The sequence below is a fragment of the Stieleria bergensis genome, assembly GCA_007745635.1.
Lineage (GTDB): Bacteria > Planctomycetota > Planctomycetia > Pirellulales > Pirellulaceae > Stieleria > Stieleria bergensis.
Window position 1 is genome coordinate 6,625,566 of the sequence record CP036272.1, and the last position, 17,934, is coordinate 6,643,499.

Annotated in this window: 14 protein-coding genes; 10 read left to right on the forward strand and 4 right to left on the reverse strand. The window is 53.5% G+C overall.

Translation table 11 applies throughout. The features are described from left to right. Positions 1 to 298: 298 nt before the first annotated feature. From SV7mr_RS23305 to SV7mr_RS23335, 7 genes are all read left to right on the forward strand, one after another. Positions 299 to 904, forward strand: a complete 606-nt coding sequence (locus tag SV7mr_RS23305) for a PEP-CTERM sorting domain-containing protein (RefSeq protein WP_419187826.1) — start codon at positions 299 to 301, stop codon at positions 902 to 904. 641 nt (positions 905 to 1,545) lie between these two features. Further along, positions 1,546 to 1,668: a hypothetical protein gene (locus tag SV7mr_RS23310; RefSeq protein WP_419188500.1), complete on the forward strand. Its 123-nt coding sequence runs from the start codon at positions 1,546 to 1,548 to the stop codon at positions 1,666 to 1,668. Between the two features lie 4 nt (positions 1,669 to 1,672). Then, positions 1,673 to 2,113 (forward strand): hypothetical protein, encoded by a 441-nt coding sequence (locus SV7mr_RS25785; protein ID WP_419187827.1) that lies wholly within the window; start codon positions 1,673 to 1,675, stop codon positions 2,111 to 2,113. Between the two features lie 485 nt (positions 2,114 to 2,598). Then, positions 2,599 to 2,817, forward strand: a complete 219-nt coding sequence (locus SV7mr_RS23320; RefSeq protein ID WP_145277217.1) for a helix-turn-helix domain-containing protein — start codon at positions 2,599 to 2,601, stop codon at positions 2,815 to 2,817. An 808-nt stretch (positions 2,818 to 3,625) separates the two neighbouring features. After that, positions 3,626 to 6,664, forward strand: a complete 3,039-nt coding sequence (locus SV7mr_RS23325; RefSeq protein ID WP_145277219.1) for a dynamin family protein — start codon at positions 3,626 to 3,628, stop codon at positions 6,662 to 6,664. A 26-nt stretch (positions 6,665 to 6,690) separates the two neighbouring features. Further along, positions 6,691 to 8,010: a BREX system ATP-binding protein BrxD gene (brxD, locus tag SV7mr_RS23330; RefSeq protein WP_145277221.1), complete on the forward strand. Its 1,320-nt coding sequence runs from the start codon at positions 6,691 to 6,693 to the stop codon at positions 8,008 to 8,010. Then, entirely contained in the window at positions 8,007 to 10,118 is a 2,112-nt protein-coding gene (locus SV7mr_RS23335; protein WP_145277223.1) for a DEAD/DEAH box helicase, read from the forward strand. The genes brxD and SV7mr_RS23335 overlap by 4 nt, the downstream gene beginning before the upstream one ends. A gap of 765 nt (positions 10,119 to 10,883) precedes the next feature. Here the strand turns inward: SV7mr_RS23335 and SV7mr_RS23340 are convergent. From SV7mr_RS23340 to SV7mr_RS23355, 4 genes are all read right to left on the reverse strand, one after another. After that, a complete protein-coding gene (locus SV7mr_RS23340) occupies positions 10,884 to 11,525 on the reverse strand; it encodes a PEP-CTERM sorting domain-containing protein (RefSeq protein WP_145277233.1) in 642 nt (213 codons plus the stop codon). 569 nt (positions 11,526 to 12,094) lie between these two features. Continuing rightward, positions 12,095 to 12,487, reverse strand: coding sequence for a hypothetical protein (locus SV7mr_RS23345; RefSeq protein WP_145278894.1), 393 nt, complete (start codon positions 12,485 to 12,487; stop codon positions 12,095 to 12,097). Next, positions 12,487 to 14,022 (reverse strand): recombinase family protein, encoded by a 1,536-nt coding sequence (locus SV7mr_RS23350; RefSeq protein ID WP_145277234.1) that lies wholly within the window; start codon positions 14,020 to 14,022, stop codon positions 12,487 to 12,489. The genes SV7mr_RS23345 and SV7mr_RS23350 overlap by 1 nt, the downstream gene beginning before the upstream one ends. Next, positions 14,022 to 14,528, reverse strand: coding sequence for a DUF2924 domain-containing protein (locus tag SV7mr_RS23355; RefSeq protein ID WP_145277236.1), 507 nt, complete (start codon positions 14,526 to 14,528; stop codon positions 14,022 to 14,024). The genes SV7mr_RS23350 and SV7mr_RS23355 overlap by 1 nt, the downstream gene beginning before the upstream one ends. Before the next feature lie 476 nt (positions 14,529 to 15,004). On the opposite strand from SV7mr_RS23355, the gene SV7mr_RS23360 reads away from it, so the two are divergent. The 3 genes from SV7mr_RS23360 to SV7mr_RS23370 all read left to right on the forward strand — a co-directional run bounded on the left by SV7mr_RS23360 (position 15,005) and on the right by SV7mr_RS23370 (position 17,907). Continuing rightward, a complete protein-coding gene (locus SV7mr_RS23360; protein ID WP_145277238.1) occupies positions 15,005 to 16,219 on the forward strand; it encodes a hypothetical protein in 1,215 nt (404 codons plus the stop codon). 187 nt (positions 16,220 to 16,406) lie between these two features. Next, a complete protein-coding gene (locus SV7mr_RS23365) occupies positions 16,407 to 17,108 on the forward strand; it encodes a hypothetical protein (RefSeq protein WP_145277240.1) in 702 nt (233 codons plus the stop codon). 193 nt (positions 17,109 to 17,301) lie between these two features. After that, positions 17,302 to 17,907 (forward strand): sigma-70 RNA polymerase sigma factor region 4 domain-containing protein, encoded by a 606-nt coding sequence (locus tag SV7mr_RS23370; protein WP_145277242.1) that lies wholly within the window; start codon positions 17,302 to 17,304, stop codon positions 17,905 to 17,907. Positions 17,908 to 17,934: the final 27 nt, after the last annotated feature.

The following is a 17,934-nucleotide window of genomic DNA, read 5'->3' on the forward strand; positions in this document are numbered from 1 at the left end:
CTGTATCTATTCCACTATTCGGCGTTGGCTGAAAGCCAAGACAACGGGATGCGGAATGCTCATTAGGGGCCGCATGACAGGGCAGACAACCCAACTAGCGGAGCCCGGTGAATCGAGAAAGTAAATCGGATAAAAAGACAAAGATTAGCTTGAGTGACAACACCCTCAAATTATCATTCGGGTTATGCTGATTTTCATGCCGTATACACCATGCGGTCAGGCTCAACCCTTACTATCTATCAGCACCCCTCCCACAGGTCCGCAGGTAGTCCCACTCTGCATATCAGCAGGATCAACCGTGTTAAAACAAATAATCATACCAATAGTTGGATTAATACTAGCACTGTTAACCGTAAGCGAAGGCAGCGCCGGAATAGTGGTAAATAGTGACGGCGTTATCACGAACGCTGAACTTACAATTCCAATTGGAGCCGCAACGGGCAATCCCGGAACCTACAACGTATCATTCATCGAAGGAAGTTATCAAGAAATCGGTACCGGGCTGATCAATTTCACGCCATGGTGGGATGCATCCCCACAGGGTGACACCGCAAGGGCACTTAACGAAATACTAGTTAATCATATAAGGAATTACGTCCCATTAAGCACACTGGACACAGGTGCGATATACTTATTCGCATATGGTGAGCGAGATTACCTGACAATTTACGCCGCAGAGACAATTAACGAATACGACGTATGGAACACCGACGATGACTACTACGATATGGGACAAGCCACCAATATTGTGGGCTCCGATGTCCAGTATTTGCATTACGCAACATTTAATGGCCCGGGTGACAGCGCCGTCCCCGAACCCAGCACCGCTATCGCGATGGGCTTACTCGGCATCGTAGGCTTTGCAGGTAACCGCAGGCGTCGTCGTCAAGTGTCAGTTGCTTAGCATACTCACCAAGGCCACCTCTGGCCCACTGTTTCCATCGTCTCTCGTAACCCTCGATCATCTTCTGATGGATCGAACCTTGCTCGTAAAGCCTGGTCACGCGTGAGACGAATCGCTGTCTGGTTTTCTTAGCCACGCGCAGCGTCACCGTCGGTCCACAGCGTTGTTTGTTAACCAACGTGGCACCGCCCGGCAGAGAGCGTGAGAGTCTATGGCCGGAGAGGCCAAAACCGGATCGCACGTATTTGCTCACTCTGGAACGTGAGAGTACTCTCAGAAAGTCGCCAGTTTCTTAAAGACTGTAAAACACAGCGAATAAAACGAAAAAGCCGAGGCGTTAAACCTCGGCTTCTAGCATGTCTGATTCAAGCGGACGGTACCGCTCTCTGGAGCAAAGCTCCCCGAGACGAACCCTCCTCGAAATCGTTCTCTGTGTTCTTGAGTGCCTGAAAACACTGGATTCTGGACAGTTTGTGAAAAGTACTCGGTTTGTGAAGTTGCGATTTTCTCGTCGCCATCGCTCACATAGGACTTTTCTTCGAAATACGACTCGATCTCGTCTGATGATGTAAACTCAAGATTCGTCGGGCAGGTTTGAGTTCGGCGGAGTTTTTTGACCACACGGGATTGAATTCCCAGAACTGACCACCGACCCAGAACGCGTCATCCGCGAACTGGTCGAGTTCCTTGGTATCGAACCAACCGAAGAGGAGCTCGCATCGGCCACCGCGCACGTGAACCCCGAACTCAGAAAGCACGGGTGAGACCATGAGCGAAGCAAAGCCATTTTCACCGGACGACATCACGTTCTGCATCAAGACCATCCATCGTCCGTGGTCGTGTCATCGGTTGGTCGAGTCGCTCCAGGAGCACTTTGTCGATCCGAAGATTATCGTCGTCGATGTGACTCCAAGGGAGCCTTACCTGGCTTGGGCTCGACGCTTAGATGATGACGATGGTCCAAGCATCGATGAGGTGCCATCCGAAGAGCTGACCTCGGTCTATCTCATCGAAGAAGCCGAAGAGGCTGAGCATTCGTTGCGGCGCCACTGGGAATCGATCTTCGACGAGATACTGTCGTCCTGGTGCGCAGATGAGAAACTATGGCCTGGCAAACGCACCTTTACGATGTTCCAAGAGTGGTTTGACACGCGACTCATCGACCTAGTGTTCGACTTGGCGGACGAACCAATTCACGAAGATGCCTAACTCGGTGCCTCGGAGTTGAGAACCGGCTGTTAACCCGTGCACCAAGAGGTCTTGTGGGTAGTTGCCTCCTGAGGTGAGACCGCCCCAAACGTAATTGACGATTGTGTTAAATGTAGATTTGTCTTTTCAAAAAGACAAACGCTCCATCGGTTAACACGACCGCGTTAAACCGATCGTAGATTATTGCCTCGGAAATCCTTGTTTGCGACGGTGCCGCCCGTGGGCAAGGTGTTTGCGGCAGCCCAACCCAGATCCTTCGCGACAACTGCTGACGGCGCGCTCGAATATCGCGTGGGACAATGGCGAGAGCTAGGCGATGGCTTTACGGGCGACATCGTAGCTGATTGCATCTCGAAACTGACTTCCTGACCTTGGGAGAAACCGAGTGTGACAATACGCACCCCCCGTTGGCGCAGTGGGCATGGTTAGGTAAGGTTAGAGAAGGTCACGGGGCTGCGGTTCGAGGTCGCTACAGACAGAAACTAATGGACAAACTGAAAGACTTTCTTCGCATTTCGGAAGCGGCTGAGTATCTGGGCGTTTCGTCGAAGACGCTTCGGAATTGGGAAAATGCGGGCAAAATCGATGCGTATCGACATCCGGTGAATGGCTATCGGTTGTTTAAGCCGGAGGAGCTTGACGCGCTGCTTGCGAAACTAAACGACGAACTGCCTAGGAAAAAGCAACCAAGAAAGCCGCGGTAAGAGTACCGCCCGATGTGATGCGGCATGATGATCAACTTGAATTGAAGGAATGGGGCAACGAGTGTCCGACGGCAGCAACTGGATAACGATTGGCGAGTCGCAGTTCCCTTGGGAACGCGAGACGCTCGATTTGTTCGGGAAAGATTCCCAGAGCACGAGCCCTACCGCACCTGGTCGAATTTTGAATTCATTGCCGATGATGAAGGCGAAGAGGTGACGACAACCGGATGGACCCTCGAAGAGATCAAAGCGTGGCAACCACCAAAACGCACCAGCCGCAGACGATTCGAGGAAATCGAAGCGGTAATTGGAAGATGAATCACGCAACCTGAGAGAGAAACAACAGTGAATCCTGACCGGGGCAAGAAACGTGGCTTTTGAAATCGTCAAATGCGAATCGTGCGGAAAAACAACGCCCGTTCCGCCCACCTGCGAAACCTGCGGACGCAAGATATGTGGACCTTGCATCAGGGGAGACCGGTGCTTGGCGTGCCTCGGGGAGACCCGAATTGAGAACCACGGGGATGAATTGGAAGACCGAATCCTTCAGTTCTTACGTCGGAATCCGTTATCGCGAGCGAAGGAGATTGCCAGCGGAATTCACGTCGACTTTGCCGCTGTCGGTCGCCTCCTGTATGGCTCGCTCGCCGGTCATGTAACGAAGAATAAAGATGGCGAATGGTATTGCACTTCCGATTCGCGAATTAGTGGCAGCATAGTGTCGTCCGCGCCACCAGTTCTCCCGCCTCCCACACACAGCACACTTAACTCGACATCATCGCCCCAGTCGGACACCCGAAGTTCAGACATGCCCACTCCGCCCCTTCAAGAAAACCCTGGGAATCTAATCAAATCGACACCCCTCCCACCTGTTCCATCGTGGCAGGGGACTTCTTCATCGCATATCGATCGCCGCGCGACGCTTCAAAAGCGTATCGGCAGCATCTATCAATCGCTCTGCGCACCTGAGTTTGTCAGCTCTGCCAGTAAAATCGATGGCGCGTTCGAAGCGATCGAACAATTGAAGGCGTCGATCCAAAACATCGGATCAGAACTCGAAAAAGTTCCGGCAATTAGCGTCGCGATGCTTGGACCGAGCCGGCATGGAAAGAGCACGCTGCTCAACGCATTGGCTGGCTGCACGATGCTGCCCACGTCCGACGTCAAACCCTGCACCGCTTCAATCGTCAGCCTGAAACGGGAGGACGATTGGGGATTTCGAATCGAGTTTATCAAGAAGGAGCGTTTGGAAAGAGAGCGAGCGCGTGCGGTCCAAGATGCCGTCGATTATCTGAAGCGATCGGCGAAAAAGATGATGGGGGACGAACAGCCCGACGATCCCCACTATTTGCATTCAACCCTTGAGCGATTCATCCAACTCTTCGGGATCGATTCAAATCTGCCGCCAGACCAACTGATTCAGGAGGTGCATACGGCCGAGATTCCCGATGCGGTGCAGCGTTTGCTAGGACAAAAGGCAACGCCAAAGTCCAACGACCTCCAGCAAATGGAACGAATCGTCGAGAAGTATCTGTCGACAAAGGATATCTACTGGACGATCGTCAGTGAATGCGAAATCAGCGGCCCTTTTGAAAACTGGCACCCCAACCTCCGACTCGTCGATGTCCCTGGTACGAATGACACGGACCCTCAACGCACAGCGATCACCAATCAATTGCGAGAAACGGCCAAGGCCGTTGCGATTTGCACCAGCGACAGCAATCTTGGAAACGACATCCAATCCTGGCTCCGCAACTCCAGCGTGCTGGGCAATTTCCTTGAGGCGACCGAGCAGTCGCGCCAGCATCTTTTTATCATCAAAACGAAGCTGGATTCCGTTCACTTAGAGATTGATGAGTCTCAGATTGACCCGAACGATGAGGGATCGGAGCAACGCGTCTTTCGTGACGCCCTTGAGCTTCACAAGCAGCAGCAGACGGAATCCTACCGAGAGATGTTCCGCCGGATCGCGTCACCGCTGTTGCCCGTTGGAGACTCAAAAGAACAGAGGCAGACGCGTGATGAGATGTTGAAACGGATTGACGAGATCAATGTGGTTTTTGTCTCAGCGCCGGCCTATGAGGCGTTCGAGGGACGACTCGTAGGTCTTCCCATGCAAAAGAGAAGGTACATCGAATTTTTTGGTGGCGACAAAGAAGCGACCGGTATACCCGCGCTACATGACTTCACTAATGAGATGGCTGAAACCTATCTGGCAGAATTCTACTACAACGATATGGAACGTCAGTTGGAAACGGAGGTGGACCGGCTGGTCCGCTTTTTTCGCCAACAATGGACAACGCTTGACGCGCAGCTCAGTGGCGGCAGCCAAGCGATAGCGGAGTTGGTTGACGAAATTGATCAGACTATCGTCCCCTGGTTGGAGAGCTCGGTTGCCAAGGGCATCCGTTCTTTCAAAGAGCTGGCCGGTGATTCGTCCCAAGGGATCACCACTCAGTTGCAGAGCACTGCGGCATCCATTGACGCGTTGCTTTCCCAGCGACAAGCGAAGTGGCGTCATTACTATTGGAACTCCATCAAGGCGGCGTGTCGGAAAGCGGGAATCCACACGACGAGTCGTGGTGAGTTCATGGATTTCAACCAGGATATCTGTTCGCTGTTTGTTGACGATTTGATTCTAAGCTGGACGACCTACCGCGAAACCTGTATTCGCTCCAGCACGCAAACCATTGCGGATGATGTCGCAGCGGAGTTGCTGATGAAATTGGATTTGGCGGCGTCGCGGACGGATGTACCGGCGGCAACGGAAGCCATCGATGCAATCGTCACGAACCTCTCGACGATCGCACGATCGAAGCTGGACGATCTACGCCGTGAAGTGGATGCGGCGATTCAAGAGGTGGAGTCGATCCGTAAACCTGCCTACCAGGCGATCCAGGAACAAATGCAACAGACCTACCGCATCGTTCAGAACGAGAGTGGGACCGGGTGTCAGGAACGAATGCGCACCAAGCTGTGCGACGGCGCCGGAGCGAATGTCCAATCGATGTGGGCCAAGGTGAATGGAATGATCTCGGGAGCCGTTGGTGGTCTTGAATCAAAAACCGTCGCTTCCATGAAGCAGTACGGCGATTCGGCCTCGGGAGAGCTACGCAAATCGGTTTCCCGATTGCGAGAGATCGGCAAGACGGCCCAACGCGACGTGATGCTGCGACAAATGGAGAGTGTTCGGGAAACGGTCTTGCTGCTTTGGAATTCGCTTTCCGAAGTGGGCGATTTGGTTGTGGAGACCGCTGAATCGGAGATCATCGACGTTGCTGCCGCGGCGCCCGCTCTGGAAGCTCCGGCGAACTCTCCCGCCACCTCGCCGGCAGCGAGTGCCACGGAAGCCGAGGCAACGGTTGAGGTTGGAGAGCCCGCGAGGATCGAGGAATCACGAGAAGAGAGCGATTCATCGACGGCAGTGGAAGAAACAAGCGATTCGGCTTCTGGCTCGGAGGAGGTCTCTCACTCGGCGACGGAGACGCCCACGGACGAATCGCCAGCCGAAGCTCCCGGCGCCGACGGTTCATCCGATTCGCCCCACTGGCTCAAAGTCATGTGCGAAACGACGACCTATTTGGTGCAAAAAGACCGCGCGGGTCGATCGGCGCCAGCCGATGATCTTGTTATTCGGATTTTGGAGACATTGATCGATCATCACGGGAAATTGACATTGGCCGCGCTTGCCGAACGTGTGGATGTGCCAGGGTTCAGGCTGCGTGGAATGCTCTCCGCTGTCCAACGAATTTTGAATCTGGACGGCCAACAGATTCTGCAGATCGAACGGACTTCGGATTCGGTTGAATTGAACGAAACACTGATGAGACAGGAATTCTCGCTTTAGCGGAATCATCTTTCGGAAGAACTTTCATGGGTTTAAGCAAACAAAGACGTCTCGATATCATCAGCGCACTGCGCCGCGGCACGGTTCCTAAGAGCAGCTTGGATGCCTTCGCTGTTGGTTTGGATCACTTCCACGATGCGATCGACCAGGAGTTTGCCGACGTCAAAAGCGGTCGCTCGGTTTTTAAGGCCGTGCGAGGCGAATACGGCTGTGGCAAAACATTCTTCGCCCGCTGGATGGCCGAGCAGGCGAAACGAATGGGGTTCGCAACTTCCGAAGTACAGATTTCGGAGACAGAGACTCCGCTCTATCGGCTTGAGAAAGTTTACCGCCGAATCAACGAACGACTGGCCACCTCGGATACACCGGACGGAGCGTTTCGCAATGTGGTTGATTCCTGGTTCTTCACCCTGGAACAAGATCTCTTGGCGGAAGGAACGATCGATGAAAACGATGAAGCGATGCTTGTTTCAGAGACCAACGAACTGATGGAACAGCGTTTGGCGTCACTGGGCGAAATAGCGCAAACCTTCAGTCTGGCTCTGCGAGGTTACCGCAAGGCGCAATCGGAGAACGAATTGGCGATGGCGGATGGGATCGCCGCTTGGCTGGCCGGGCAACCCAATGTCGCAGCAGCTGCAAAACGATTTGCCGGAATCAAGGGCGACATTGACCATTTTGGAGCATTGACGGGGCTGCAGGGTGTTCTGGCGATCCTTCGTGATTCAGGGTATTCCGGTCTTCTCCTCGTGCTGGATGAAGTCGAAACGGTCCAGCGAATGCGTAGTGACGTCCGCGAGAAGAGCCTGAACGCGCTGCGTCAGTTGATCGACGAAATCGACGGCGGCCGCTTTCCGGGCCTGTACCTGTTGATCACTGGCACGACTGCGTTCTATGACGGGCCGCAAGGCATCAAGCGGCTCGAACCGCTGGCTCAAAGGTTACACGTCGACTTTCAAACGGATGCTCGTTTTGACAACCCGCGTGCGCCTCAGATTCGATTGCCCGCGTTCGATCAGGAACGTTTGGTCGCAGTTGGTGTTCGGATCCGAGACATTTACGCATCTCACGCTGATGCTCCCGACAGGATCCGCGAGCTGTGTGACGATCAATACGTTGGCGATTTGGCAAATGCCGTTGCCGGCAAACTGGGCGGCCAGGTGGGGATTGCGCCGCGCGTCTTTTTGAAAAAGCTTGTTTCCGATGTCTTGGATCGAATCGATCAGTTTCCCGATTTCAATCCTCGGGAGCATTACGCTTTAACAATCGATGAGTCGGAATTGACAGCAGTCGAACGGCAAGCTGCCTCGGCAGATCACGTGGATGACATCGAGCTGGATCTGTGAGCAATTTCCAGTACCTCCATCCTGCGATTCAGCATCACATCGTCAACGCACTCGGTTGGCGAGACCTGCGGCCGTTCCAGGACGACCTGATCCCGAGCATCGTTCAGGGAGAGCACCACATCATCCTTGCGCCCACCGCTGGCGGGAAGACTGAGGCCGCACTCTTTCCGTTGTTGACTCGCATGGCAAACGAGGACTGGAGTGGGTTGTCGGTGCTCTACATTTGTCCCTTGCGGGCCCTGCTAAACAACCTTCATGAACGTGTCGAACAGTACTCGGGGTTTATCGGCCGGGAAGCCGGGGTGTGGCACGGGGACACGAAGGTTTCGAAAAAGAACGAAATGCTTCGGAATCCCCCCAGCGTCATGCTGACGACTCCGGAGTCTCTGGAGGGCATTTTGATCTCGCCGAACAAGGATCATCGAGCGTTTCTGTCAGGTGTCCAAGCGATCGTCATTGATGAGATCCACTCGTTCGCAGGCGACGATCGCGGCTGGCATTTGCTATTCGTCATGAATCGAATCCGCGAAGTCGCGGGGCGCGAAATGCAGCGACTTGGGTTGTCGGCAACGGTCGGCAATCCCGAGGATTTGATGAAATGGTTGACTGTCGGCTGTGCGGGAACCCAACGCATCTACTTGCCCGAGCCGGCGAAAGCCTTAGGCAATGCCGACGTCACGTTGGACTACGTGGGCAGTATCGATAACGCAGCGACTGTGATTTCGCGACTCCACCGTGGTCAGAAGAGACTGGTCTTTATCGACAGTCGTAGCAAAGCGGAACAACTCGGCAATGAGTTGCGTGAACTAGACGTTGATGCGTTCGTGACGCATGGGTCACTGAGTCGTGAGCAAAGATTGCTCTCCGAAAAGGCGTTTGCCGAACGAAGCAACTGCGTCATTGTCGCGACGGGCGTGCTCGAGCTTGGTATCGATATTGGGTCGCTGGACAAGGTGATCCAAATCGAGGCACCGAACGATGTGGCCGGATTCCTGCAACGAATGGGTCGGACTGGCCGACGCGCCGGCACGACCCGGAATTATCTGTTTCTGGCGACGAAACTGCCATCGATGGCCAGAGCGGCGGCCTTGATCGAATTGTGGCGATCGGGATACGTCGAACCGGCGTTGGCGCCGGCGTCACCGCTCCATATCGCTGCGCAGCAGATGCTCGCGCTGTCGTTGCAATGTAACGGCTCCCCCGCGACGGACCTGATTCATCATTCCGAGGAGATTATCTCCTATTCAGGGATTGAAGAAGGAAAGATGTCGGATCTGTTGAACTGGATGATCGAGGAAGAGATCGTTTTCTCCGACCAGGGAGTGATCTCGATGGGACGCGCGGGCGATGACGAATACGGTCGCCGAAATTTCATCGATCTCGTGTCAGTGTTTTGCACGCCACCCTTGTTCACGATCCGGCATGGGCGACAAGACGTCGGTTATGTGGATCCAATGACGTTCGCCCAAAAAAGAGAGCCACCCTGGTACATATTGCTTGCTGGTCGATCTTGGAAGGTGAACCATATTGATTGGCGTCGAAAGGTCGCTTTCGTCGAACCGGCCCAAGCGTCTGGTCGATCTCGCTGGTATGGACTCGGACCGCACCTCGGATACGAACTCTGCCAATCCTACAAGGCAATCCTGACTCAAGATTTCCGCCGAGACTGGTGGTCACAGCGTGTCGTCGACCAAATGCTCGAGATGCGGATGGATCATGCCTGGCTGAAGCAAGACGGATCGACTTTAACACTGGGCGACGAGAATCGAGTCGAATGGTGGACGTTTGGGGGAACCCAAGGAAACGCAACGCTATCAGCAGCTCTCAACCAGCAAATGGGCGTCGACATTAAGAGCGACGGTTTAAAGATCTCGATCGATCTTTCCAAGTCGCTCACGGAAGTAGAAGAGGCGATCAAAGCACTGAAGAACACCAACTTCAACGTAGTCCGTCCCGCAATCAGCGACCGAGCCATCGACGGACTCAAGTTCAGCAAATGCCTGCCACATGACATGGCAACCCAGGTCCTCGAAGACAGACTAAGAAACGCAAAGGTAGCGAAACGAATCGCAGCGCAGCCCGTCTCCGTCGTCACTGGGCATTCCTGAGACAAGCCAGTCCCGTGGGGTCAAAAACTGGAACGAACATTTTGGCCATTGAAATCCGACTTTGCGTCGGCAGATATAGTCGGATTTTCGGTCGCGATCGATGTCAGCTGTAATCAGTCGTCGAAGCGAAGCTGACCGAAAAGCTCTCGGGCTTGTTAACCAAACGCGGATTTGTCTTTTCAAAAAGACAAATGTTCTCTCGGTTAACACGACCGTGTTAACCGAGTGCGAAAAAGTTCGTGGACGTCTAGTTCGCTAAACGGCCAGACCGAACCGGACGGATTTGACGTAAACGCACGGCCGCATGATGCTTACGCGAAACCTACAAACCGAGACTTGTTGCCGAGAGCGTCTGGTTCGGGGAGCTTTGCTCCAGAGAGCGGTACCGTCCGCTTGAATCAGACAAACTAGAAGCCGAGGTTTACCGCCTCGGCTTTTGTCGTTTGATTCGCTGTGTTTTGCGGTCCTTGAGAAGCTGGCGACTTTCTGAGAGTACTCTCACTTTCCAGAGTGAGCAAAAACGTGCGATTCGGTTTTGGCTTCTCTGGCCACAGACTCTCACGCTCTCTGCTGGGCGGTGACACGCTGGTTAATAGACAACCCGCTGTGGACTGACGGTTCAGCTGCGAGTGGCTAAGAAAACCAGACAGCGATTCGTCTCACGCGTGACCAGGCTTTACGAGCAAGGTTCGATCCATCAAGCGATGATCGAGGGTGACGTGAGACGATGGAAACAGTGGGCCACCGGTGGCCTTGGTCAGTTCGCTAAGCAACTGATTCTTGACGACGACGCCTGCGGTTACCTGCAAAGCCTAAGATGCCGAGTAAGCCCATCGCGATGGCGGTGCTGGGCTCGGGGACTGCGCTGCTCGAGCTCGCGACACTGTACTGGAATCGAACAGTATCCCCCCCCGTCATCGTATATGTTGCGAAAGAACCATTGGTAACGGACGACGATGTGATGTTGACAGTCGCTGATGAGTCGTACTGTGCTCCACTCACGTAGTCTTTATGGATGTACAGTATGCCGGAACTTGTGAATCTCCATCCGAACCCCGACTCGCCCGTGATATTCGTCAACGTCGCGACGACTGGATTGATGTCACCTGTCCAGTTAGAAAAGTCCGCAATGCCAAACGATGAGCTCTGGGCGTATTCATTCCCTTGTGGCGTGTATTGCATAACTCCCGAAGATCCCTGTGCCCGCAGCCCTTGGCCCACTCCACTACCAAAATTGGTGCTAAATGCTGCAAAAGTTAGTGTGCCGCTGGCGTTAACGGTGACTGAGTTTCCATCGGAAGCCTCAACAATATCAACAATGATTCCTGCTTCTGCACGCTGGCTTAAAAAAAGTAACGCGATGGCCAGCGAGGTGAAGCTAGCCTTAGAAAAAATCTTCATGTTCATTTCAATGTTTGCCAGTTTTCTGGGTGCTTTGGGTACTCAGGGTGAGTGACTGAGAGGAAAATCGTGTTCTGCTCTGATCGAATCGTGCACGCAAAACGGGGGGGGTGATTCTGTGATAATCAGTGGAGACGTACACCCAATGGACGATAGGTCAGTCTGCTGGATTAGCTGTTGTTGATGTCTAAATTGTTAAATTGCTTACATTAGGGAAGAACCGTACATTAATAATCGATGATCGGAATGGAAGGAGAAGTTAACAACTTTTCGGGAATTTTGGTGGAACAACGTCCCGATTGAATTCCTAAAAACTAATCGGTTTGTCATCTCGATTTCGCAATCCCGATGCGGAGACTTACGTTCATCGGCGCTGTTTAATACACAACGTATCGAATACTGGTCATTTGCTATGAGCGTTTCGCCTAAGTATCCTTCAGCCAAACATCACCAGGCCGGATCCTGACCCTTGGGAGACGCGCGTAAAAAAGCCTTGCTCCGTGTCCGTGCAGCGAACTAGCTCAGGAATGGAGACGAAGTCTGCGTGCGGTAGGTCACCATCCGCATCGAAACATCTAACGCTCCGGCGAGAGATACTCCCGCCATGTCACCCGCTGCACAACCCAGTCCATCACCCGAGCGATCCGCCGCACTTCACGCTCGGTCACACGATCATGACCTTTGTCCACACGAGGCAAGAACAGAATCGCCTCCTGTATCTCCGGAGCCAGAGACAACATCCCCATGATCTGTGAGAGTCGTGCAGGCGTCACGTGCCCGAGGCGTGCGATCTCGCCTTGATCTTCCACGATGCCGTCTCGGATCAGCTGATCAAACCGTATCGCCAACGCCATTAGCTTGGTGACTCGCTGCAGTCGTCCGCGATTGGACGTTGGTGGTTCACCCGTTTTGAGTTCACGGTGTCCACACGGTCCACGTGTAAAATAGACTTCATGCTGTGTCTTCATCACGCCAGTACCTCCTGTCTCTCTGTGGACATCAGGCTCATGGCCGCTGGCTTGTAAGTAATCGACAGCCTGCCGGCTTCACCGTCGTAGCTGACCTGCGTAATGAGTGATTCAATGATTCGGCACTGCTGGCGCGGGTGCAGATTTCTCCAGAGCCGGCTAAAGTCGCTCAGCAAGTCGTGGACGTCTTGATCTTGGATCTCTTTGTCGGTGCGAGACTGTTGCTCCTGCGTGATCTTCGCGATGCGTCTCTCGGTGGATTCAATCCGTGATTTCAGCTGACAGAGTCTGTCACTATCTGGGGAGAGATGCTGTGCAAGGTGACCTAGCTCGGCGCTGTCTTGGCCTAACTGCCGTAGCAGCCTACTTCTCTCGCCTGCCAGCTTCTTGATGGAGTCGTCTGCCTGATTCTTTATCACATCGATCGTGCTTTGGATCAGCCCCTCGTTCTTGCCGATAGCCTTAATCTCGTTGACGACAAATTCTTCGATCTCGCCGGCGGGGATGGACGGCGCGGGACACTTGTCCCAGCCACGCTTCTGAGCCTTCTGGCAGACATAGTAGCGATAGACCTTTGTGCCTTTGGTGGTAAAGCTATGGCTCATCGCACAATCACACGCTGCACAGTGAACGAGACCCCGAAGTAAAGCCTTGTGCTTGTTGCGATTCTCCAGTCCACAGGTTGTTGCGTTACCTTTGAGGATTTGCTGGACTTTCTCGTAAACGTCTGGATCGATGATGGCATCGTGTTCTCCTTCGTGGACCTCCGTCTTGTAGCACACCTTGCCGATGTAGACGGGGCTGGTGAGTAACTTGTGGACATGGGTCTTATCGAACTCACGGCCACCGGTCACCTTGCCCTTGCCGGTCACCCAGCGTTTGGTTTTCCAGCCACGATCGTTTAGAATCCTGGCGACTTCCAGTGTGGATCTGTACTCGAGGTACAGCTGAAAGATCTCTCTGACCTGGGTTGCTTCTTCACGATTGACTTGCAGCTTTGTTTTCTTAACGTTGTAGCCGAGTACCGGGCGTCCACCTGCCCATTTACCTTTACGGCGTGCAGCGGCAATCTTGTCACGGGTCCGCTCTGAAATCATTTCTCGTTCGAACTGTGCGAAGGAGAGAAGGACGTTGAGTATCAGCCGGCCCATGGAGGAACCGGTATTGAATGCCTGCGTGACGCTGACAAAGGCGACTCCGTGGCGGTCGAAGGTTTCCATGATCCGTGAAAAATCCATCAGGCTGCGGGAGAGACGGTCGACCTTGTAGACGACCACGCAGTTGATTTTGCCATCTTGGATATCCTGCATCAGGCGCTGTAGTGCCGGTCGTTCCATGTTGGCTCCGGTAAAACCGCCATCGTCGTAACGTTCGGGCAGGCAAGTCCAGCCTTCGTGCTGTTGGCTTTTGACATAGGCTTCGCCCGCGTCACGCTGTGCATCGAGGGTGTTGTACTCCTGCTCGAGACCTTCTTCTGTGGACTTCCTTGTGTAGATGGCGCAGCGGAAGGGTGCTTGGTTCTTTTCCCGTTTCATCACTTGGCTCCCTTCTTGCGTAGCCCAAAGAAGTGGTAGCCATTCCAGTGTTTACCGGTAGCGGCCTTGGCCACAGCGGTGAGGGATTTGTAATGCTCGCCGTCGTAGATAAAACCGTCGCCTGAGACGTGTGCGTCGATAGGCCGGCCTTTGTAGATGCGGCGAAGGACGGTTCCGGGGACCAGGTCACGGCTGGGCTGGATGTTGGGTTGATGGACCACGGTGGGTGCATTGCCGTCGTACTGCGAGGCGCCGCGTTGAGAAATACCGCGAGGTGGCATCGTCCTTAGGTCGGCGTCATTGGCTATTTCCAGTGCACGCTGTCTTGCACGCTCGGATAGGCCGCCTTGGGCATTGGCTTGAATACGCCATGCGATCCGTTTGATGAGCCACTTTTTATTGCGGGCATTAGTCCCTTCGTTGTAGACCGCTGTGTAACGTTCGCGTAGCTCACGGGTCGTCATCAGCTCCATCTCGGCTACTGCTTGATTGATGTTGAGAGTCATCGGGTCTCCGTGGGTAAGAGAGAAAACAAATTCAAATTCAGTAAACCACTGTGGACACACTGAGCCGTGAATCTGCCGTGTGATCAAGCCCCTCAGCCACGCTGCTTATCGCAGAATTGCACTGTTTTCTTTTTCTCTCGCTTTCACTTTGTTTCCCGTGTTTTCTTCGCTCCTTGCCGACTGCCTTGATGACCGCATGGCTCAATAATTCCGACAGTTCTCGGCGTAGTTGCAATTCTTCGGTTGTCACTGAATCCATAAAACTCCCTATCTGTCGATCGTGGTGTTAACCGGGCTGTCCGCTATCTATAGGCCTTCTCCTTTTGGCCTCAAACTGACGAAGGATTCTCTGGATTTCATCTAAATCGCCGAAATAACGACTCTCAAAAGATTTCTCCCTGGCGATGGACCAGACGTGTCAGGGCCATTGAAGATCATTCACAGATCAACAAGAGGTTCGAGCAGACAGGAGAGATATGTCACGACAGTTTTCGATACCGACCATCCTGCGTATGGTCCCCAATGAGTTACTTCAAGAGTTTTTTGTTATCCTTGGCCACAGTGAGTTTGATCCGTGTTGGCCACAGCTTGGTAAACGTGAACTGGATCCAATGCTTGATTACATCACCGACCTGCCAGCATCGCAGGCAGCCCAAATCGACCAAGAGCTACAGGCGGTCTATGAGCTGAGTTGTCAGTCGGGCATGTCGGCGATTACAGAATCCGCCAAGCTGCATGGTGTCGGTGATCTGCCGCTGTTAATGCCACAAGAAATGAGTGTGCATGGGCGGGCAATGTGGACACGGCTGAATTACCCAGAGGTGTTCAACACGGCACAGCTACTGCATGAGGTTGACCACCTGAGTTGGTGGCGAAAGCGTAATGATCTACCGGCTACAGAGCCTGTCGTAAGCCCCGAGACGATCCGGCAGCTAGAGCATGGGATTTCATGTTTACTGAAAGATCAAGGCAGAGGACGACTGTGCACGATAGAGACCTATCGCCGCGGAGACGTGCATTACTTCTTTGCTTACCCCGACGACTACAGCGAAACGGCTCACAAGCACGATGATGCGGGAAACCTAATACCTGTGGTGATCAATAAAACAATGCAGGTGGTTTTTGCGTATGACCAAAGTGCTGGATCACTGGAAACGTATGCCAAGCTGCCCAAGCGAATGAAGGAAGGGCTGGAAAACTGTTTTGCGGCCTGCATCCTCGGTGGTACGCTCTCGGATCAATCGCCCACTAAAACGTTTGAGATGAATCAGCTGAAAGATCCTGATTTTCACCTGCAAACCGATCCACAGGACTGTGTGGCTGCACAGGTGGTACGCATGCGGATCGCCCACCAATCCAACGGCAGGAAGCTGGACGTTGCTATTGACCGCACAAATCCCGGTGAATCGATCTACCGTGCAATCCAGGAGACTCTGCAGAGTGACGTGAGAAGTCTTAGTCAGTGGAATATCATCTCTGTGGCCATCCATTTCGAGTTTCTACCCAAAGCGGATCGTAAACCTGGCCGTCAAACCATCACTGTTAGTTTCCCAAATACATGCAACGTGCGAAGCGAGCGTAGCGAACGAATTGAAATCATCCAAAAGTATCTCAGGCGGTGGAACATCGATTGTGGACGATCCACTCAGACGGCTTCTCACACGTTGGGAGCTACAGCCGCCACGGTTTGATGCGTATGACTTTCGCCGGCCGCAGGCAGAATTTCTATACCGGTTGATTGATGCTGCTGTTCTCGTTCCAAGTACACCTGTGGGCACATGGGACTGTGCAGACTGTGGATCGGTGTGCAGGCTTATCTATGTAGACCAGCCTGGTGGCGGTCAGCGTACGTTTGCGGCATGTCCACGCTGTGGGCCGATGGAAGTTCGCAGCGAAAATCTCCGGCGGTATGAAATTGATACCGGCAATCTCCTTGACGCCGTTTTTCGCAGCTATCGCCTTTCAATTGAACGATTGGACCCAGTTGGTCTCTGGCGAGTTGGTCGCGGGAAGATCGCTGATCGATCACGCGAAGTCTATTTCGTTCGATCCTGTGAGCGTGGCGCGGTGTCCACAGTGTGTGATGTACTAGGGAGCCATGGCAAATGTTGCGTGTTCGCGCCGACTCGGGCAAGCAGCCGAACACTGTCCCAGCAATTGAGCTGCGTGGTCATTGGCCTGGAGGACGTTATTGATTGGCAGGACCACGCGTTCCTACTGGATGATGATGCCATCAATGGCCGGTTTGGTTCTTTGGAAACTCTGCCGAAGCCAACCAAATCCAAGCCGAAGCGATCCACGCGTGCAGCAGCGATTGAAGCCTTACGCCAAGAACTCAATGCCCACATTGTGGCTGCGGCCGATCATGCGTTCGACACCGAGGCCAGAACCGGAACGCCGGTTTTACTACCCAGGCCCACGCAGGCTGAATTAGCTGCCAGAATCAACGTCTCCGCGCCGACGCTGAGTAGATGCATGGAGGATCGTTCTGCTCCAGAGCTGCGAATCCTCTGGGATGCGGCTGATGATGTTTACGAAGTGATGAAGTGGCGAAAACTGGCCGCAAAGAATCGTCGCTAATTTCAACCTGAATTTCACTTCACTTGATTTCCTGAAACTGAAATCTGAAATTTCACTTCCATAAAGCCCGTGATTTACCGACTCAAATCGGTTCACGGGCTTTTTCTATTTGATTTCGTGAAATCTCGCCGGAGGGTGTGCCACGCATCGGACGTGGCTGAAAGCACCCCACGCCACGGAGGCGAGTCTCACGATGGAACGAAAAACACCAGCAGCCCGGTTTGATCCATGCAGGGATCCATACACCACTTCTTTAATCCGAAAGAAGGTCACGGCACTCACCAGTAAACGGCCATTCTCCAGAGCGGACCGCGATGACCTGTATCAAGAAATTCTGTCAGCGGTCGCCGCGTCGGCTGAAAACATCGATGACGAGATCGGCCATCGAAATCCTTACATCACGGCAATCGTCGAACGCCAAGTCTCCTCCATTCGCAAACGACAGCAGGCAAGCAAGCGTAACAACGCCGGTGTCTCAAGCCTGAATGTCGCTGCCGAATCAGATGACGGCCGGACCACAGATTTGATTGCCACACTTTCTCTCTGCGATGGCGACAGACGGGTTTGTCGTGAGCGCCGGCTCTCTGAAGAAGAAGTCTCCTCGCTGCGGATCGACCTGGCTGAAGTCATTTCCGAGCTACCCAAAGCATGGCAGCAAATGCTCGAGCTGTGCAGTCACCACAGTCTCTCTGAAGTCTCACGCCAAATGAACGTCCCACGCACCACCCTTTGCAGCTGGATGTCACAGATCCGCGCGAAGCTGGTGGAAAGAGAAATCCATAAATATTTCCAGAATTGAACGTCAATTCGGACACAAATCCCTAAG

What these genes read in the sequence shown, in the direction of transcription:
- SV7mr_RS25785 (WP_419187827.1), top strand. Translation starts at nt 1,673, where the DNA reads ATGAGCGAAGCAAAGCCATTTTCACCGGACGACATCACGTTCTGCATC.
- SV7mr_RS23320 (WP_145277217.1), top strand. Translation starts at nt 2,599, where the DNA reads ATGGACAAACTGAAAGACTTTCTTCGCATTTCGGAAGCGGCTGAGTAT.
- SV7mr_RS23325 (WP_145277219.1), top strand. Translation starts at nt 3,626, where the DNA reads ATGCCCACTCCGCCCCTTCAAGAAAACCCTGGGAATCTAATCAAATCG.
- brxD (WP_145277221.1), top strand. Translation starts at nt 6,691, where the DNA reads ATGGGTTTAAGCAAACAAAGACGTCTCGATATCATCAGCGCACTGCGC.
- SV7mr_RS23340 (WP_145277233.1), bottom strand. Translation starts at nt 11,525, where the DNA reads ATGAACATGAAGATTTTTTCTAAGGCTAGCTTCACCTCGCTGGCCATC.
- SV7mr_RS23345 (WP_145278894.1), bottom strand. Translation starts at nt 12,487, where the DNA reads ATGAAGACACAGCATGAAGTCTATTTTACACGTGGACCGTGTGGACAC.
- SV7mr_RS23350 (WP_145277234.1), bottom strand. Translation starts at nt 14,022, where the DNA reads ATGAAACGGGAAAAGAACCAAGCACCCTTCCGCTGCGCCATCTACACA.
- SV7mr_RS23355 (WP_145277236.1), bottom strand. Translation starts at nt 14,528, where the DNA reads ATGACTCTCAACATCAATCAAGCAGTAGCCGAGATGGAGCTGATGACG.
- SV7mr_RS23360 (WP_145277238.1), top strand. Translation starts at nt 15,005, where the DNA reads ATGTCACGACAGTTTTCGATACCGACCATCCTGCGTATGGTCCCCAAT.
- SV7mr_RS23365 (WP_145277240.1), top strand. Translation starts at nt 16,407, where the DNA reads ATGGAAGTTCGCAGCGAAAATCTCCGGCGGTATGAAATTGATACCGGC.
- SV7mr_RS23370 (WP_145277242.1), top strand. Translation starts at nt 17,302, where the DNA reads ATGGAACGAAAAACACCAGCAGCCCGGTTTGATCCATGCAGGGATCCA.